We start from the raw sequence: 14,920 nt of genomic DNA, 5'->3' as shown, positions 1-14,920 counted from the left end.
ACGTCCAGGAGTTCACCCGATGGGTATTTTTTCCCGCACCCGAGACATCATCGCCGCCAATGTCACCGACCTGCTCGACAAGGCGGAAGACCCCGCCAAGATGATCCGCATGATCATCCTCGAGATGGAAGAGACGCTGGTCGAGGTTCGCGCCTCCGCGGCGCGCACCATCGCCGACCAGAAGGAAATGCGCCGCCACATCAGCAAGCTCGATGCGCTGCAGGAGAGCTGGACGGAGAAGGCCGAACTCGCGCTGTCGAAAGATCGCGAGGATCTCGCCAAGGCGGCGCTGGTCGAGAAGCAGAAGGCGGCCACCATGGCCGACCAGCTCAAGGCAGAGATCGAGACTCTGGACGAGGCGCTGCGCGCTTCGGAAGAGGATATCGGTAAGCTGCAGAACAAGCTGCGTGAGGCGCGTGCCCGCCAGAACTCGATCGTGACCCGTCTCGAATCGGCACATAATCGCGCACGGATGCGCGAGATGTATGCGGGCGCCAAGATCGACGAAGCGTTCAGCCGCTTCGACCTGATGGAGCGCCGCGTCGACCTGGCCGAAGGCCGCGCCGAAGCCGCCGGCATGGGTGCCGCGCCGAAGACCCTCGAGGAAGAGATCGCCGAATTGCGTTCTTCCGAAAAGGTTGAGGCCGAACTCGCCGCGATGAAGGCCCGCGCAGGCAGGGAAGGCTGATCGATGGAAGACCTCGTTCCCCTGTTCGCGGTCGGCATATTATTCCTCGGCCTGCCGTGGGTCATCCTCCACTACATCACCAAGTGGAAGCAGGCCGCGACATTGACGCGCGAGGACGAGAACCTTCTCGACGAACTTCACGACATGGCGCGGCGGCTCGAGGATCGCATGCAGACGATCGAGCGCATCATCGCCGCCGACCACCCCGACTCTAAACCCGGCGCCTGACGGCGCCGGTCATCGCCAGACAGACAATTTCAGACTCACAGGGAGACTGACATGAGTGCCCGCCGCACCAAATTCTACCTCGACAAGAAGAACGGCAAGTTCATGGGCGTTTGCGCCGGTGTTTCGGAATATACCGGCATCGACGTCACGTGGGTCCGCGTCAGCGCGGTGCTCATCACGATCTTCGCCTTCCAGCCGCTGATCATCGTCTATCTCGTGGTGGGCATGGTCGCGAAGCCGGAACCGCGCGATCTGTATGAAGACGCCGAGGATGCCAAGTTCTGGCAGGGCGTCCGCCAGTCGCCGGCGCGTTCGACCCGCGATGTCCGCTCGAAGTTCCGCGACATCGATCGCCGCCTTGCCGAAGTCGAACTCTACTATACAAGCCGTAACCGCCGCCTCGCCGACGAGATCGACGCGCTGCGCTGACACGTGCAACGCCCTTTCAGGGAGGATTGAACATGTTTCCCTTCGAAGCCTTCATCCCCGTCGCGATCGTCGTCGGACTTGCCGGGGTCTGCGGATGGGTGCTGGTGACCTGGCTGCGCATCCGCCACGGCTATCCGCTGGATGGCGCCTGGGGGCAGGCCGTCTATCCCAGGACGAACGACGAGGCGATGGAGCGGATCAAGCTGCTCAGCCAGGAAAACGCGCAGCTTCGCGCCGAGCTGGGTTCGATCAAGGACCGCCTCGCCAATGTGGAGCGCATCGTCACCGACGGCGCGCACAGCCTCGACCGCGAGATCGAGATGCTGCGCAAGGCCAACTGACCCGACCGTCACCTGCAGGGAGCAATAAGAAGATGTTCGACAACCCTTTCTCGATGGTCGTCGCGATCGTGCTGATCGTGTCCATCGCCGGCGTGATGCGTGCCAAATACAAGGCGGAACGGCAGGAAACCGAACGGACGCCCGATCCGGAGGCCCACCGGTTGCGGGACGAAATTAAGGCGCTGAAGGAACGTGTCGCGGTGCTCGAACGCCTCGCCACCGACAGCACCAGCGCACTCGACCGCGAGTTCGAGATGCTGCGCAAGCGCGACAGCTGAGGCTGCTCGCCCAACCCCGAGGAGCACCGCCATGTACGGCGCCGATCCGACACTGATCTTCACCACCGCAGCCGCCGGCCTTACCGCCATCGCCATCCTGTCGCTGACCGCGCTCAAGGCCTGGAATGGCTGGCTCGACCTGCGCCGGCAGCAGATCTCCGGACATGCCATTGCCAATGACGAGGCGGTTCCCGGCACGATCGGCGCGCGCATCGAGCTGGCGGACCTCAAGGAACGTATCCGCCGTCTTGAAGCGATCGCCGCCGGCGTCGATCTTTGACCGACGCCGGGGGATGACGGCGGCCCTTGCCGCCGCTAAGCCCCGCGGCATGAGCGCCGCCCCCACCCTCCCCGCCATTCTCGACGATTATGAACTGCTCGATGCCGACGATCGCTATCGCCTGCTGATCGATCTCGGCCGCGCGCTCGAACCGATGCCCGATCCGCTGAAGACGGATGCGACGCTTGTAAGGGGCTGTTCCGCTGCGGTGTGGGTCTACCCGACCCGACTGGAGGATGGCCGGCTCCATTTCCTCGCGGACAGCAACGCCGCCATCACGAAGGGCATCATCGCGCTGGTGCTACTGACGGTGCAGGATCGCAGCCCCGCCGAGATCAGCGCCACCGACATCGAAGGCGCGCTTGCCCCGTTCGACCTGCGCAACCAGCTCAGCTCCAACCGCACGCAGGGCATTCCCAACATGATCGCGCTGATCCGCGCGACGGCGGAACGCTACGCGTGAAGACTGCGGGGTGCCGCGCGACGGCGATCGCGGTTCTGACGCTGCTCGGCGGCTGCGGCGATAGCGGCAGCGGATCGACCACCATAGCCGGCGCGCCCGCGCAGACCGGGATCGAGCCGGAGCCGGTCAGCTATGCCAGCGTCACCGGCGACGCCAAGGCGGGCGAGCGCAGCTTCCTGCAGTGCAAGATCTGCCACACGATCGAGGCCGATCAGAACCGCATTGGCCCTTCGCTGTACGGCATCATCGGCCGCAAGGCGGCGACCGTTCCCGGCTTCGCCTATTCGCCGGCGATGAAGAACAGCGGCATCATCTGGAGCGAAGAGGAATTGTTCCGCTTCATCGGTGACACGCGCGGCACCGTACCCGGCACCAAAATGGCGTTCGCGGGCATGCGCAACGCGCAGACCCGCGCAGACGTGATCGCCTATCTGAAGTCGGCTTCGAAGTAGACCTTTGCGGCTCCGCCGCGGCCCTCAGATCTCGACCTGGCTACCCAGTTCGACGACGCGGTTGGTGGGAAGGCGGAAGAATTCCATCGCGCTTTCGGCGTTCCGCAGCATCCAGGCGAACAGCTTCTCACGCCAGATCGCCATGCCGGGGCGTGACGAGGGCAGCAATGTCTGCCGGGCGAGAAAGAAGCTGGTATCCATCATCTTGAACGCCGGGCCGCAACCGGTGAGGCGCTTGAGCGCCTCTGGCACGTCGGGCTCCTGCATGAAGCCGTAGCGGATGATGAGGCGGTGGAAGCCCTCACCCAGATCCTCCAGCTTGCAGCGCGTTTCCTGCTCGACGAAGGGCTCGTCGGCGATCTTCACCGTCAGCAGGATCACGCGCTCGTGCAGCACCTTGTTGTGCTTGAGATTGTGAAGCAGCGCGTGCGGGACGCCATCGGGTGACGAGGTCATGAACACCGCGGTGCCGGGCACGCGCGTCGCCGAATTGGCTGCCGAATCGACGAAGATCGAGATCGGCATCGCCGCCTCGCGCATCCGCGCCATCATCAACTGGCGCCCCTTGGCCCAGGTGGTGAGCAATGTGAACGCGATCAGGCCGATCATCAGCGGGAACCAGCCGCCATCGGGCACCTTGGTGAGGTTGGCGCCGAAATAGGCGAAGTCGATCGCGAAGAAGACCGCGAGCATCGCAACCGCCCCCCACCGGTTCCACTTCCATAGGTTGAACAGCACCACCGCAAGCAGGCAGGTGTCGATCAGCATCGCCCCGGTCACCGCGATGCCATAGGCCGCAGCAAGGTTGGACGAAGTCTGGAAGCTCAGCACGAGCACCATCACCATCACCATCAGACCCCAGTTCATCACCGGGATGTAGATCTGCCCGGCGGCGGAAGCGCTGGTGTGGGTGATGCGCAGGCGCGGCATGAAACCGAGCTGGATCGCCTGCTGAGTGACCGAGAAGGCGCCCGAGATGACCGCCTGGCTGGCAATCACCGTCGCCAACGTCGCGAGGATGACCAGCGGCAGCCTGAGCGACTCGGGCGCGAGCAGGAAGAAGGGGTTATGGATCGCGACCGCGGCATCGGCCGGGCTCAGCGACAGGATCATCGCGCCTTGCCCGAGATAGTTGAGCATCAGCGCGGGCAGCACAAAGAACAGCCAGGAAACCCGGATCGGATTGCGGCCGAAATGGCCCATGTCGGCATAGAGCGCTTCGGCGCCCGTCACCGCGAGCACGACCGAGCCAAGCGCAAGGAAGGCGGTGATGCCGTCGCTGAGGAAGAACTGGATCGCGTACCAAGGGTTGAGTGCGATCAGGATGCCGGGATCAGTGGCGATGTGGACGATGCCCAGCACCGCGAGCGTGACAAAATAGACCAGCATGATCGGGCCGAAAAGCTGCCCGACCTTTTCGGTGCCGCGCGACTGGATCGCGAACAGCCCGGCGAGGATACCCATCGCCAGCGGCAGCACGAAGGGCGCGAAATCCTTCTCCACCGTGGTGATGCCCTCAACCGCAGAGAGTACCGAGATCGCAGGCGTGATCATCGAATCGCCGTAGAACAGCGCGGTCGCGAACACGCCGAGCAGCACGATGGGCGCGGTCCAGCGCTTGTTGCCGGAGACGCGGTTGATGAGCGCGAGCAGCGCGAGGCTGCCGCCCTCGCCCTTGTTATCGGCACGCATGATGATCGTGACATATTTGATCGAGACGACGAGCATCATCGACCAGAAGACGAGACTCAGCACGCCATAGATGTGCAGGCGGTCCGGATCGAGCGGATGATGGCCCGCGAAAGTCTCCCGAAACGCATAGATCGGGCTGGTGCCGATGTCGCCGAAGACGATACCGATCGCGCCGACCGCGAGCTTGGCCAGCCCTTCGTTGCGATGACCATGGCCGTGGTGCGCGTGCGGATCGCCAACGTCGGCGGCGGCCGGCGCAGCCTCGGCTGGCACATCCTGGGGTTGATCACTCACTTCGCGACGCGCTTCGGATGGTTCAGGTGCATCCACATATCATCAAGTCCCTGCCCCATGAGCCCCCGGCGGCGAGCGACGCGCGCCCCTACCACGGGCTTGGGCGGCCCGCAACGGCGCCCGGCAATCACTGGATATAGGCGTTTTCGGCCGCGCAACGAGGGGTGGCAGCGAAATGATCAGGGTGCCGGCACACCCCGTTCGCCATCGACCTGCGCGATTCGCTTTTCGAGGTCGCCCCGCCACGAGGCGTTGGGCGGCGTCCGCTCCAGCAGTTCGCGCCAGATCGTCGCGGCCTGGTCGAGCTGGCCCGAGCGGGCGAGCGCGAGCCCGAAGAAGAAGGGCGGTGCCGGGTGCTGGGGCGAAAGTGTCGCCGCCTTCTGGAATGCATATTGCGCCGCCGGGTTGATCGCGCCGCCGCCATGTTCGACCAGCGCATTGCCGAGACCGACCCAGAGATCGGAGTTCTGGGGATATTTCCGCGTCGCCGCGCTCATAATGGCCACCGCGCTGGCGGTGCTGCCATTGCGGATCAGCGCTTCGGATGTGTCGATATACTGCGCCTCCCCGCTGAACTGCCCCATCAGCGCGCGCCGTTCCGCTGTGACCATCAGTTCGCCGCCCAGATCGGGCGTGGCGGGCTGGACGGGGCTACCCGGCAGATTGGGATGCCCCTGCCACGCATAGCCGGCGACCCCGAGCAGCAGCGCCGCGGCAACGTATTCGAGGCCACCCTTGGGCAAGCGCCCGAACCACCACAGCAAGCCGGCGACGAGCGCGGCGAAGATCAGCAGGATCACCCAGCCCATCAGCGTTTCGCCTTTCGCTTGAACCGTCCGCGCGCCAGCAGCGCGCCCATCGCCAGCAGCAGCAGCGGCAACACCCACAGCGGCCAGGTGACCGCGTTGACCGGCGGCTCATAGGTCACCCACGCGCCATAGCGTTCGACCAGCCAAGCGCGGATCGCCTCCGGATCCTCGCCCGTGGCAACGCGGCGACGGACCAGCGCGCGCATGTCTCCCGCCATGTCGGCATCGCTGTCGGCGATCGACTGGCCCTGGCAGACGAGGCAGCGCAGCGTCTCCATCAGCGCCTTCGCCTTTGCCTCCTGCTGCGGATCGGGAAGCTGGCGGTTGGCGAGGTCGGCCGCGGGCAGCGCCGATTGGCCGAGCACCGGCGCGGCGGCGGCGAGCGCAAGCGCGGCGAGCGCCGTCCTCATCGTGCTTCTCCCAGCGCGGTCAGCACGTCGGGCAGATCCTGGGGCATGATCGGGCCGATATGCTGGAAGCGGATGATGCCCTGGCTATCGACGACGAAGGTCTCGGGAACGCCCGACGAACCGATCGCGAGTTGCAGGCTGGCGTCTACGTCGGAGCCGATCCGGTCGTAAGGATCGCCGTTGCGGCCGAGGAACAGCGCGACATCCTCCGGCCGATCGCGGATCGCGACCCCGTCGATCGCGATGCCCTGGCGCTTGAGTTCCATCAGCACCGGTGCCTCGGCGATGCAGGGCACGCACCAGCTTGCGAACACGTTGAGCAACCGTGGCCGACCACCCGGCACCGATCCGGTTGCGAAGGCGGCGCGACCGGCAACACCCGGCGGCAACTGCATGCGCGGCATCGGCTTGCCGATCATCTTGGAGGTGATCAGCGTGTCACCCGGATTGATCAGCTTGTAGCCGACGAAGCCGAAGAACAGCACGAACAGCGCCAGCGGCACCCAAAGTACCCAGCGCTTCATGCCAGCGCCTCCTCCGGCGCGCGCGAACGCCGTTCGCGCACCAGCCGGCCGATCAGCGACAACAATCCGCCGAGCGCGATCAGCCCGCCGCCGAGCCAGATGAAGGTCACGAACGGCTTCCACCACAGCCGGAGCTGCCAGCGGCCCTGCTCATCCTCCGGCCCCAGCACGAGATAAAGCTGGCCGTCGAGCGCGGTTTCGAGCGCGGCCTCGGTGGTCGCGGTCGGCGGATCGGGGAACATGCGTGCTTGCGGCCGCATGGTGAACGGCGCGCCCGCGCCACGGCGGACCTCGAGTTCGGCTTCGAGCGCGGTCCAGTTCGGCCCGGCGCGCGGCGAAATATCCTTGAGCTTCACGCTGTAGGGGCCGACGCTGGCGGTGTCGCCGACCTTGGCCGCGACCAATGTCTCGCGGTTGAACGCGCTTTCGCACGCCATGCCGGCAAGCGCGACGGCAACGCCCAGATGCGCCACCACCATGCCCCAAGTGAACAGCGGCGTACGGCGCAGGTTGCGCTTCCACAGCGGCGCAAGGCTGGCGACGCCGACGCCGACCGAAAGCACCAGCCCGAGCAAGGGCAGGATGCGGATGCCCGGCGCCAGCAGCACGACCGCGAGCAGCATCGCCGCAGTCAACAGCACCGGCAGCGCGAGGCGCGGCAAGACCGCCTTCAGCCGGTCGCGCCGCCAGCGCATCACCGGTCCCATCGCCATCACGACGACGAGGAAAAGCGCCAGCGGCCCCGCCGCGCTGTTGAAATAGGGCGGACCGACCGAGAGCTTTTCACCGGTCACTGCCTCGACGCCGATCGGATAGAGCGTGCCGACGAAGACGATGCCGAGGATCGCCGAGAGCAGCAGATTGTTGACGACCAGCGTGCCTTCGCGGCTCACCGCCTCGAACTGCGATCCTTCCTTCACCGTCGCCACGCGCAGCGCGAACAGCGCCATCGCGCCGCCGATATAGATGGCGAGCAGCGCGAGGATGAAGCTGCCGCGTTCGGGATCGACCGCGAAGGCGTGGACCGAGGTGAGGATGCCCGAACGGACGAGGAACGTGCCGATCATCGACATCGAGAAGGCGACCACCGCCAGCATCACCGTCCACGCACGCAAGCCGTCACGCGTTGCCAGAACGGTCACCGAATGGAGCAAGGCGGTCGCCGCCAGCCATGGCATCAGCGAGGCATTCTCGACCGGATCCCAGAACCACCAGCCGCCCCAGCCGAGCTCATAATAGGCCCAATAGCTGCCGGCGGTGATGCCGAGGGTGAGGAAGATCCACGAAATCAGCACCCAGGGCCGCATCGCACGGGCGAAGGCCGGGCCCACCTCACGCGTCAGCAGCGCGCCGACCGCGAAGGAAAAGGCCACCGACATGCCGACATAGCCGATGTAGAGCGTGGGCGGATGGAAGGCGAGGCCGGGATCCTGCAGCAGCGGGTTGAGCCCCTGCCCGTCGCGCGCCGCCGGCACCAGCCGCTCGAACGGGTTGGACGAGAAGAGCAGGAAGGCGAAGAAGCCGATGCCGATAAAGGCCTGCGCGGCGAGCGTCGCCGCCAGCATCCGTGCATTCACCCGCCGTTCGAGCAACGCCACCGCGCCGCCCGCGACACCCAGCACGGTGACCCAGAGCAGCATCGAGCCCTCATGGTTCCCCCAGGTGCCGGCGAACTTGTAGAGCCAGGGCTTGGCCGAATGACTGTTCGCCGCGACCAGCTTCACCGACATGTCTGAATCGAGGAACAGCTTGATCAACAGCAGGAAGGCGATGAGCGTCAGCACGCCCTGCACTACCGCAACCGGACGGATCGCCGGCAGCAGCGCATCGCGCCCGCCGGTCAGCCCGATCGCGCCGAGCATAAGCTGAAGGACGGCGAGCGCGGCTGCGAGCCACAGCGCGGCCAGCCCGGCCTCGGCGATCATTTGTCCAGCGTCTCCGTCTTGTGCATCTTGCCGTCGAGCTGCGGCGGCATGTAGCGCTCGTCATGCTTGGCGAGCAGATTGTCGGCAACGAAGCTGCCATCGGCATCCAGCCGCCCTTCAGCGACGACGCCGCTATCTTCCTTGAACAGATCGGGCGTGATGCCGCGGAAGCTGACCGGCGTCTTCGCCAAGCCATCGGTCACCACGAAATGGACGGTGACTCCATCGGGATCGCGCTTGATCGAACCATGTTCGACCATGCCACCGAGGCGGATCGCCTTGCCAATCTCCGGGCGGTTCTTCTGAATGTCCGCCGGCGCATAGAAATAGGCGGCCTGTTCGCTGAGCGCCGACATCGCCAGCAAGGTCGCGCCGATCATCGCGGCAAGCGCGATCAGGATCAGCACAAGCCGTTGGTGCTTCGCCTTCGCCATCGTTCCCGTACGCGCGTTCATCGATCACGCCTCAAGGCATCGCTCTTGCGTTCGGCGCGGCGCATGGAAGTCCACGCCCAGCCGAGCATGCCGCCGGTGCCGCCCAGCGCCAGCGCATAGGCGGCGATGATGAATGGCCAGTGGTTCATATCGTGCGGTTCATCGCATCAGGCCTCCGCCAGCCGGCGCATCCGCGCTTCCACGCGCGCCTCGGCGAGGATCGCGCGCATCCGCATCAATACGATCGCGGCAAACAACAAGGTGAAGCCGATCACGGTGAATGCCAGCGGCCACAGGATCGAGCCATCGATCGTCGATCCCTTCAAGGTGATGCTCGGTCCTTGATGCAGCGATTTCCACCACACCACCGAACGATTGATGATCGGCACATTGACCGCGCCGATCAGCCCGAAGATCGCCGTCGCGCGGCTGACGGTGGTCCGCTCCTCGCTGGCATTGGCGAGCGCGATATAGCCGAAATAGAGGAAGAGCAGGACGAGCATCGAGGTCATCCGGCCATCCCATTCCCACCAGGTGCCCCAGGTCGGTCGCCCCCAGATCGAGCCGGTGGCGAGGCATAGCGCGGTGAACAGCGCCCCCGGCGCCGCGGTGGCGCGCGCAGCGACGCCGGCCAGCGGATGCCGCCAGACGAGTTGGACGAGGCTGGCGATGGCAAGCCCGGTCCATCCGCCCATGCCGAGCCAGGCTGACGGCACATGGACATAGAGGATGCGCACGCTTTCGCCCTGCAGATAGTCGGGCGGCGTGAAGAACAGGCCGGCACCGACGCCGATCGCGATCAACAGCAACCCGCCCAGCGTCAGCCAGGGGGTGACCGGCTTGGCGATCGACAGGAATCGGGCTGGGTTGGCGAAGATGTGCATCGGGACGCGAAGTCTAGAGGGCTGATGTACAAAGCGGAAGCGACCGATGGTACAACCCATTCATGCGACGGGCTTAGCGGCTGCCTAGCGCCAAGCGCGCGTTCGGGGCAAGCGCCGATACAGGGCGCACGTTCGGCTCGTCGCAGCGCAGGCGGGAGCCATCCGGTGCTTTGGGGGTTCACCCTTGGCCCTTAACATCCCGGCGTTACGCTCGGCCCGGCCAGCCAGTTCCATGGAGACCAATGGATGCAGCGACACTTCGACCTGATCGTGATCGGCAGCGGCCCTGCCGGGCGCCGCGCCGCAATTCAGGCAGCGAAGCTCGGCAAGGCGGTGATCGTCATCGAAAAGGGCCGTCGTGTCGGCGGGGTTTCGGTTCACACTGGCACCATCCCCTCGAAGACGTTGCGCGAAACCGTGCTCAACCTCTCCGGTTATCGCGAGCGCGGCTTTTATGGCCGATCCTATCGGGTGAAGCAGGATATCTCCGCCGCGGACCTGATGGCGCGGCTGCACAAGACCCTCGACCATGAGGTCGAGGTGCTGGAGCATCAGTTCAGCCGCAACGGCGTGCGCACCGCGCGTGGCGAGGCGCGCTTCGTCGATCCGCACCGGGTGGATGTGACCGGGGATGATGGCGACATCTGGCAATGCACCGGCGACCATATCCTGATCGCCTGCGGCACCCGCCCCTTCCATCCCGACAACATCGCGTTCGATCATGAACTGATCTTCGATGGCGACGAGATCCTCGAAATCCCCAAGCTGCCGCGCAGCCTGACGGTGATCGGCGCGGGGGTGATCGGCGTTGAATATGCCACGATCTTCAGCGCGCTCGACGTCGCTGTGACGCTGATTGAACCTCGCGACACCTTCCTCGATTTCATCGACAAGGAATTGATCGAGGAGTTCACCCACGAACTGCGCGACCGCGGCGTGCGGCTGCGGCTGGGTGCAGAGGTGGAGGAAGTGACCGCGGAGGGCCATCATACCGTCTGCCGGCTGGCCGATGGCCGCCGCGTCGTCAGCGACGTGCTGCTGTTCGCCGCCGGCCGCGTCGGCGCGACCGACCGGCTGGGGCTCGACGCGATCGGGCTGGAGGCGGACAAACGCGGGCGCATCTCGGTCGACCCGCAGACGATGCAGACCGACGTGCCGCATATCTATGCCGCGGGCGACGTGATCGGCTTCCCCAGCCTCGCCTCCACCTCGATGGAGCAGGGCCGCCTCGCCGCCTGCCACGCCTTCGGGCTCGAACCGCCGCCGCCGCCCGAATTTTTTCCCTATGGCATTTATTCGGTGCCCGAAATCTCGACGATCGGCATGACAGAGGAGGAGGTGAAGCGCCGCGGCATCGCTTATGAAGCCGGCATCGCTCGCATGCGCGAAACCTCGCGCGGCCACATCATGGGGCTCAACAGCGGGCTGATGAAGATGCTGTTCGCGATCGAGAGCCGGGAACTGCTGGGCGTCCACATCATCGGCGAAGGCGCGACCGAACTGATCCACATCGGTCAGGCGGTGCTCAACCTGAAAGGCACAATCGACTTCTTCATCGACAACACGTTCAACTATCCCACGCTGGCGGAGGCCTACAAGATCGCCAGCCTCGATGCGTGGAACCGAATGCCGGCACCGCCGACGGCTGAGGAAGCGGCGGTCGCGACGCCTTCGGACTGATCGCGGTAGATCAGCGCCCCGATGCGAGGTCTGTAAGACTCCGTGTGCCAATGGCATAGCGGCGCCAGTCCTTGTGGTCGAAGTGCCACCATTCCTCGGGATAGACCTCGAAGCCTTCGGCGACCATCGTCTCACGCAAGAGGTCGCGCAGCGCGCGTTGCTTCGTGGTGTTTCCGATGAAGTTGGCGAAGGATCGGCTCGACCACTCGTCATAGCGGCTCGGCATCTCGACGACCTTGCCTGTCCCAAGATCATAGAGCGTGAGATCCACCGCGCTGCCGCGATTGTGGCGGGAGCCCTTGGCCGGATCCGCGACGAACGCATGAACCTCCGGCGGGGTCGCCTCCCAGAACATCCAGGTGACGAACCAGGGCCGATAGGCATCGTGGATCATCAGCCCATAGCCGCGGGCGGCCAAAGCCTGCTGCGCCCGTCCGAGCGCCTCCGCAGCAGGGCGCTGGAGGAAGGCAGCGGCGCGCTCGTAGAGCGGGATGCCCATGAAGTTGTTCGTGCCGGCATAGCGGATGTCGAGGCGGATGCGCGGATCGACACCGGTCAGATCGACGAGATCGTCGGGCGAAAACGGCCCCGCCTGAACGGGCGGGGTCGCCGCCTGCGCGCGACGGCGCAACGCAACCGGATCGGCCTTCACCGCGCTGCGCGTCGCCGCTTCCGATTCTGCGCCGAAATCACGGAAAGGCAGCGTCCGGCCGTTCAGGCGCACCGCGCGCTTCGCCAGCACGAGTTCGCCGCCGCCGGCGATCCCATAGCGGCCATCATCGATCCGCGTGAGGCGCGCCGCGGTATGGCCGGCTCCATCGACGAACAGTACCGCATCCCGCTCGAACAGAGTCAAAGGCGCGCTTTTCTCACCATATTGGCCGATGGCACGCCATTCGGCGGGCGTCTGGGCACCCGCAGGCGATGCCATGAGCGCAGCAGCGGCGGTAAAGACAAGCTGAAATCGGAATCCACAGCGCATCATCTTCCCCGCCGCTGCACGGCCACGCCGCCGGGACGGGACCGAATCGCAACGAGCCTCGCCGAAATCGGCAAGACTTCCAATATCCGACGCTATGGGAGAAAATGGGGCGATCGACGGGGATTGAACCCGCAACCTCCGGTACCACAAACCGGCGCTCTAACCAATTGAGCTACGATCGCCATATTCGGCGGTAACGCCGAGCGCGGGCTCTTAGGCCCGAGCGTGGCGGCACGTCAAGCACCAACACCGAACAAGTTTCGCATCGATCGATCGAGCAACACCAATTGCCACAGCAATGCTGCATGATCGGCGCTGCCGGAGCGATGCTGCTCGGCGATCCGGGCGATCCCGGCGGGGCGGAACCAGCCGGTCGCGGTCAAGGCGGGATCGCGGACCAGCGCGGACACTGCATCCGCCAACGCCGCCGCCGGCCAACGCGCCGGCTGCGGCATCGCACCGGCGCGATCAGGCAGATCGGAGGGCAGATGGCGGCGCAGCGCCTTGCGCAGCATGCCGCCCAGCCGCAGCCCGGCGGGAAGCTGAGCGGCGAATCGAACGATGTCCGGATCGAGCAGCGGTGCGCGCAGTTCGACGCCGGAGGCCATCCCCGCGCGATCGAGGCGGGTCAGCACCCGGGCCGGCGCGGCGATCGCCAGATCGGCGTGATGGGCGCGATCGAGCGGCTCGCGGGCGGCGGCGGCGCGCACCGCATCCTCATAGCGCTGCTCGGCGCGATGGCCCTGCAATGCGGCAGCCATCCCCGCGTCATAGAGCAAGGCACGCTGCATTGGCGTGGTGACCGTGACCGCCGCGGCATAAAGCACAGCCGGATCGGCCGAGATTGCGCGCAGCGTGCCATCCGCGCCGAACCGCCGCGCGATCCGCGACGGCCGCGACTCGCCGGCACCAATCCGCCCCGCCTGCTCGCGCCATCCAGCCGGCAACAGCGCCCGCAGTGCCGCGAGCCTTGCATGGTCGCGATGACGGGGGTCGGCCGCCATCGCCAGGTCGAGCCCATCGACGCCGAGCGCGATCGCCATTCTGCCGCCCGCGGCCGCTGCCAGATGCAGCGCGGCAGGTGCCGCAGGGTCGGCAAAGGGCTCATCAAAGATCTGCGCCAGCAGATCGGGCAGCGCCATCGGATCCGGCATCGGGCCGGCATCGACATGCTCGGTCGCGAAGCGCTGGACGATACGGGCGATCGCTCGCCCGGCGCCCGATACATCCCCCTCCCCAGCCCCCACCGTCGCCACCGCGCGCGGGCTGGCCGCGGCCATCAGCGCGACGAGCGCGGCACCGTCCGCACTGCCGTCGATCAGCGCGCCCGGCGGCGCATCCGCCTGCATCGCACGCCGCACCGCCGCTTGCAGGCGCTCAGACGCCTCGGCCTGCAAGCCGGCGCCACTGCGTTCGCTGCGGCGGGTAAAATCCAGGCTCCACCAGCGTCGCGCCTCGGGCACTGGCCGGCCGCGCGTCACCAGCAGGCAATGCCCTGCGGCGAGCTTCTCGACACCATCGACCAGGCAGGCGTCGTCGGGCACATGGCCAAGCGCGAGGAAATCCTCGATCGCGCGCGGATCAGGCCGCCGCCGTAGCAGCCGGTTGGCGAGCAAGCCCTTGAGTTCGGAGGCGAAGGCGAGGCTGCCATCCGACAGCAGCACATAATGCAGCGGTTTCGCGCCCATCCGATCGCGCGCGAGGAACAGGCGCTGCCGCTCCGCATCATGGACCGCGAAGGCGAAGCCACCCTCCAATCGGGAAAGGCACGCCTCCCCCCAACGCTGCCAGGCGGCGAGGATCAGCGCGGCGCTGCCGCCGCCCGCCAGCACATGACCGGCACCCTCAAGCTCGGCGCGTAGCGGCGCGGCATCGAGCAGTTCGCCGTCGCACACCACGCTCAGCCGCCCGCTGGGATCGGTCAGCGGTTCGGCGGCCGCATCGCCGGCACCGATGATCGAGAGCCGGCGATGGCCGAGGCCGATCCCGCGCGCGGTCCACACGCCCGCGCCGTGCGGGCCGCGATGGCGCATCGCGTCGGTCATCGCCCGCACGCGATCGGGATCGACCGGCTTGGCCGTCTGGAGGTGGAAGATGCCCGCGATGCCGCTCATGCTCGCGCGCCCT

19 protein-coding genes and 1 tRNA gene are annotated in these 14,920 nt (G+C 66.4%); 9 read left to right on the top strand and 11 right to left on the bottom strand.

The window, feature by feature from the left end:
- Positions 1–19: 19 nt before the first annotated feature.
- The 8 genes from pspA to FHS96_RS04990 are packed head-to-tail and all read left to right on the top strand — an operon-like array spanning position 20 to position 3,159.
- A complete protein-coding gene (pspA, locus tag FHS96_RS05025) occupies positions 20–688 on the top strand; it encodes a phage shock protein PspA (protein ID WP_429588351.1) in 669 nt (222 codons plus the stop codon).
- A 3-nt stretch (positions 689–691) separates the two neighbouring features.
- Positions 692–916, top strand: coding sequence for an envelope stress response membrane protein PspB (pspB, locus tag FHS96_RS05020; protein ID WP_047099784.1), 225 nt, complete (start codon positions 692–694; stop codon positions 914–916).
- A gap of 51 nt (positions 917–967) precedes the next feature.
- Positions 968–1,345: an envelope stress response membrane protein PspC gene (gene pspC / locus FHS96_RS05015; RefSeq protein ID WP_429588350.1), complete on the top strand. Its 378-nt coding sequence runs from the start codon at positions 968–970 to the stop codon at positions 1,343–1,345.
- Positions 1,346–1,377: 32 nt separating this feature from the next.
- Complete coding sequence (locus FHS96_RS05010; RefSeq protein ID WP_429588349.1) at positions 1,378–1,686, top strand: hypothetical protein; 309 nt, start codon at positions 1,378–1,380, stop codon at positions 1,684–1,686.
- A 32-nt stretch (positions 1,687–1,718) separates the two neighbouring features.
- On the top strand, positions 1,719–1,964 hold the full coding sequence (locus FHS96_RS05005) for a hypothetical protein (protein WP_429588347.1): 246 nt from the start codon (positions 1,719–1,721) through the stop codon (positions 1,962–1,964).
- Between the two features lie 31 nt (positions 1,965–1,995).
- Positions 1,996–2,244 (top strand): hypothetical protein, encoded by a 249-nt coding sequence (locus tag FHS96_RS05000; protein WP_429588345.1) that lies wholly within the window; start codon positions 1,996–1,998, stop codon positions 2,242–2,244.
- Between the two features lie 49 nt (positions 2,245–2,293).
- A complete protein-coding gene (locus tag FHS96_RS04995; protein WP_429588344.1) occupies positions 2,294–2,707 on the top strand; it encodes a SufE family protein in 414 nt (137 codons plus the stop codon).
- Positions 2,704–3,159, top strand: a complete 456-nt coding sequence (locus tag FHS96_RS04990; RefSeq protein WP_429588342.1) for a c-type cytochrome — start codon at positions 2,704–2,706, stop codon at positions 3,157–3,159. Before FHS96_RS04995 ends, FHS96_RS04990 begins: the two co-directional genes overlap by 4 nt.
- A gap of 24 nt (positions 3,160–3,183) precedes the next feature.
- Here the strand turns inward: FHS96_RS04990 and FHS96_RS04985 are convergent, their stop codons facing one another.
- From FHS96_RS04985 to ccmC, 8 genes are all read right to left on the bottom strand, one after another.
- Positions 3,184–5,124, bottom strand: coding sequence for a potassium transporter Kup (locus tag FHS96_RS04985; RefSeq protein ID WP_429589625.1), 1,941 nt, complete (start codon positions 5,122–5,124; stop codon positions 3,184–3,186).
- 200 nt (positions 5,125–5,324) lie between these two features.
- Entirely contained in the window at positions 5,325–5,954 is a 630-nt protein-coding gene (locus tag FHS96_RS04980) for a tetratricopeptide repeat protein (protein ID WP_429588340.1), read from the bottom strand.
- Complete coding sequence (locus FHS96_RS04975) at positions 5,954–6,364, bottom strand: cytochrome c-type biogenesis protein (RefSeq protein WP_429588339.1); 411 nt, start codon at positions 6,362–6,364, stop codon at positions 5,954–5,956. The genes FHS96_RS04980 and FHS96_RS04975 overlap by 1 nt, the downstream gene beginning before the upstream one ends.
- Positions 6,361–6,888, bottom strand: coding sequence for a redoxin family protein (locus FHS96_RS04970; RefSeq protein ID WP_429588338.1), 528 nt, complete (start codon positions 6,886–6,888; stop codon positions 6,361–6,363). Before FHS96_RS04970 ends, FHS96_RS04975 begins: the two co-directional genes overlap by 4 nt.
- Positions 6,885–8,813 (bottom strand): heme lyase CcmF/NrfE family subunit, encoded by a 1,929-nt coding sequence (locus FHS96_RS04965; RefSeq protein ID WP_429588337.1) that lies wholly within the window; start codon positions 8,811–8,813, stop codon positions 6,885–6,887. The genes FHS96_RS04970 and FHS96_RS04965 overlap by 4 nt, the downstream gene beginning before the upstream one ends.
- Positions 8,810–9,268 (bottom strand): cytochrome c maturation protein CcmE, encoded by a 459-nt coding sequence (ccmE, locus tag FHS96_RS04960; protein ID WP_429588336.1) that lies wholly within the window; start codon positions 9,266–9,268, stop codon positions 8,810–8,812. The genes FHS96_RS04965 and ccmE overlap by 4 nt, the downstream gene beginning before the upstream one ends.
- Positions 9,265–9,396 (bottom strand): hypothetical protein, encoded by a 132-nt coding sequence (locus FHS96_RS04955; protein WP_429588335.1) that lies wholly within the window; start codon positions 9,394–9,396, stop codon positions 9,265–9,267. Before FHS96_RS04955 ends, ccmE begins: the two co-directional genes overlap by 4 nt.
- Before the next feature lie 18 nt (positions 9,397–9,414).
- The gene (gene ccmC / locus FHS96_RS04950) at positions 9,415–10,131 is read right to left on the bottom strand and encodes a heme ABC transporter permease CcmC (protein ID WP_429588334.1); all 717 of its coding nucleotides are present in this window, start codon (positions 10,129–10,131) and stop codon (positions 9,415–9,417) included.
- Between the two features lie 246 nt (positions 10,132–10,377).
- Between ccmC and sthA the strand changes: the two genes are divergently transcribed.
- Complete coding sequence (gene sthA, locus FHS96_RS04945; protein ID WP_429588333.1) at positions 10,378–11,811, top strand: Si-specific NAD(P)(+) transhydrogenase; 1,434 nt, start codon at positions 10,378–10,380, stop codon at positions 11,809–11,811.
- A gap of 10 nt (positions 11,812–11,821) precedes the next feature.
- On the opposite strand, the gene FHS96_RS04940 is transcribed toward sthA, so the two are convergent.
- From FHS96_RS04940 to FHS96_RS04930, 3 genes are all read right to left on the bottom strand, one after another.
- Positions 11,822–12,742: a M15 family metallopeptidase gene (locus FHS96_RS04940; RefSeq protein WP_429588332.1), complete on the bottom strand. Its 921-nt coding sequence runs from the start codon at positions 12,740–12,742 to the stop codon at positions 11,822–11,824.
- 156 nt (positions 12,743–12,898) lie between these two features.
- A tRNA-His gene (locus FHS96_RS04935) sits at positions 12,899–12,975 on the bottom strand.
- Positions 12,976–13,029: 54 nt separating this feature from the next.
- Positions 13,030–14,907 carry an asparagine synthase-related protein gene (locus tag FHS96_RS04930; RefSeq protein WP_429588331.1) on the bottom strand — a complete coding sequence of 626 codons (1,878 nt, stop codon included), beginning with the start codon at positions 14,905–14,907 and terminating at the stop codon, positions 13,030–13,032.
- Positions 14,908–14,920 lie beyond the last annotated feature (13 nt).

The sequence above is a fragment of the Sphingomonas zeicaulis genome, from assembly GCF_050433225.1.
In the GTDB taxonomy this organism is placed as follows: domain Bacteria; phylum Pseudomonadota; class Alphaproteobacteria; order Sphingomonadales; family Sphingomonadaceae; genus Sphingomonas_D; species Sphingomonas_D zeicaulis.
Note: the sequence above shows the minus strand (reverse complement) of the source record. Positions and strands in the feature narration are given on the sequence as shown.

Bases quoted from the DNA above. Each gene is read 5' to 3' on its own strand.
- pspA (WP_429588351.1), top strand. From the start codon at position 20: ATGGGTATTTTTTCCCGCACCCGAGACATCATCGCCGCCAATGTCACC.
- pspB (WP_047099784.1), top strand. From the start codon at position 692: ATGGAAGACCTCGTTCCCCTGTTCGCGGTCGGCATATTATTCCTCGGC.
- pspC (WP_429588350.1), top strand. From the start codon at position 968: ATGAGTGCCCGCCGCACCAAATTCTACCTCGACAAGAAGAACGGCAAG.
- FHS96_RS05010 (WP_429588349.1), top strand. From the start codon at position 1,378: ATGTTTCCCTTCGAAGCCTTCATCCCCGTCGCGATCGTCGTCGGACTT.
- FHS96_RS05005 (WP_429588347.1), top strand. From the start codon at position 1,719: ATGTTCGACAACCCTTTCTCGATGGTCGTCGCGATCGTGCTGATCGTG.
- FHS96_RS05000 (WP_429588345.1), top strand. From the start codon at position 1,996: ATGTACGGCGCCGATCCGACACTGATCTTCACCACCGCAGCCGCCGGC.
- FHS96_RS04995 (WP_429588344.1), top strand. From the start codon at position 2,294: ATGAGCGCCGCCCCCACCCTCCCCGCCATTCTCGACGATTATGAACTG.
- FHS96_RS04980 (WP_429588340.1), bottom strand. From the start codon at position 5,954: ATGGGCTGGGTGATCCTGCTGATCTTCGCCGCGCTCGTCGCCGGCTTG.
- FHS96_RS04975 (WP_429588339.1), bottom strand. From the start codon at position 6,364: ATGAGGACGGCGCTCGCCGCGCTTGCGCTCGCCGCCGCCGCGCCGGTG.
- FHS96_RS04970 (WP_429588338.1), bottom strand. From the start codon at position 6,888: ATGAAGCGCTGGGTACTTTGGGTGCCGCTGGCGCTGTTCGTGCTGTTC.
- FHS96_RS04965 (WP_429588337.1), bottom strand. From the start codon at position 8,813: ATGATCGCCGAGGCCGGGCTGGCCGCGCTGTGGCTCGCAGCCGCGCTC.
- ccmE (WP_429588336.1), bottom strand. From the start codon at position 9,268: ATGAACGCGCGTACGGGAACGATGGCGAAGGCGAAGCACCAACGGCTT.
- FHS96_RS04955 (WP_429588335.1), bottom strand. From the start codon at position 9,396: ATGAACCACTGGCCATTCATCATCGCCGCCTATGCGCTGGCGCTGGGC.
- ccmC (WP_429588334.1), bottom strand. From the start codon at position 10,131: ATGCACATCTTCGCCAACCCAGCCCGATTCCTGTCGATCGCCAAGCCG.
- sthA (WP_429588333.1), top strand. From the start codon at position 10,378: ATGCAGCGACACTTCGACCTGATCGTGATCGGCAGCGGCCCTGCCGGG.
- FHS96_RS04940 (WP_429588332.1), bottom strand. From the start codon at position 12,742: ATGGCATCGCCTGCGGGTGCCCAGACGCCCGCCGAATGGCGTGCCATC.
- FHS96_RS04930 (WP_429588331.1), bottom strand. From the start codon at position 14,907: ATGAGCGGCATCGCGGGCATCTTCCACCTCCAGACGGCCAAGCCGGTC.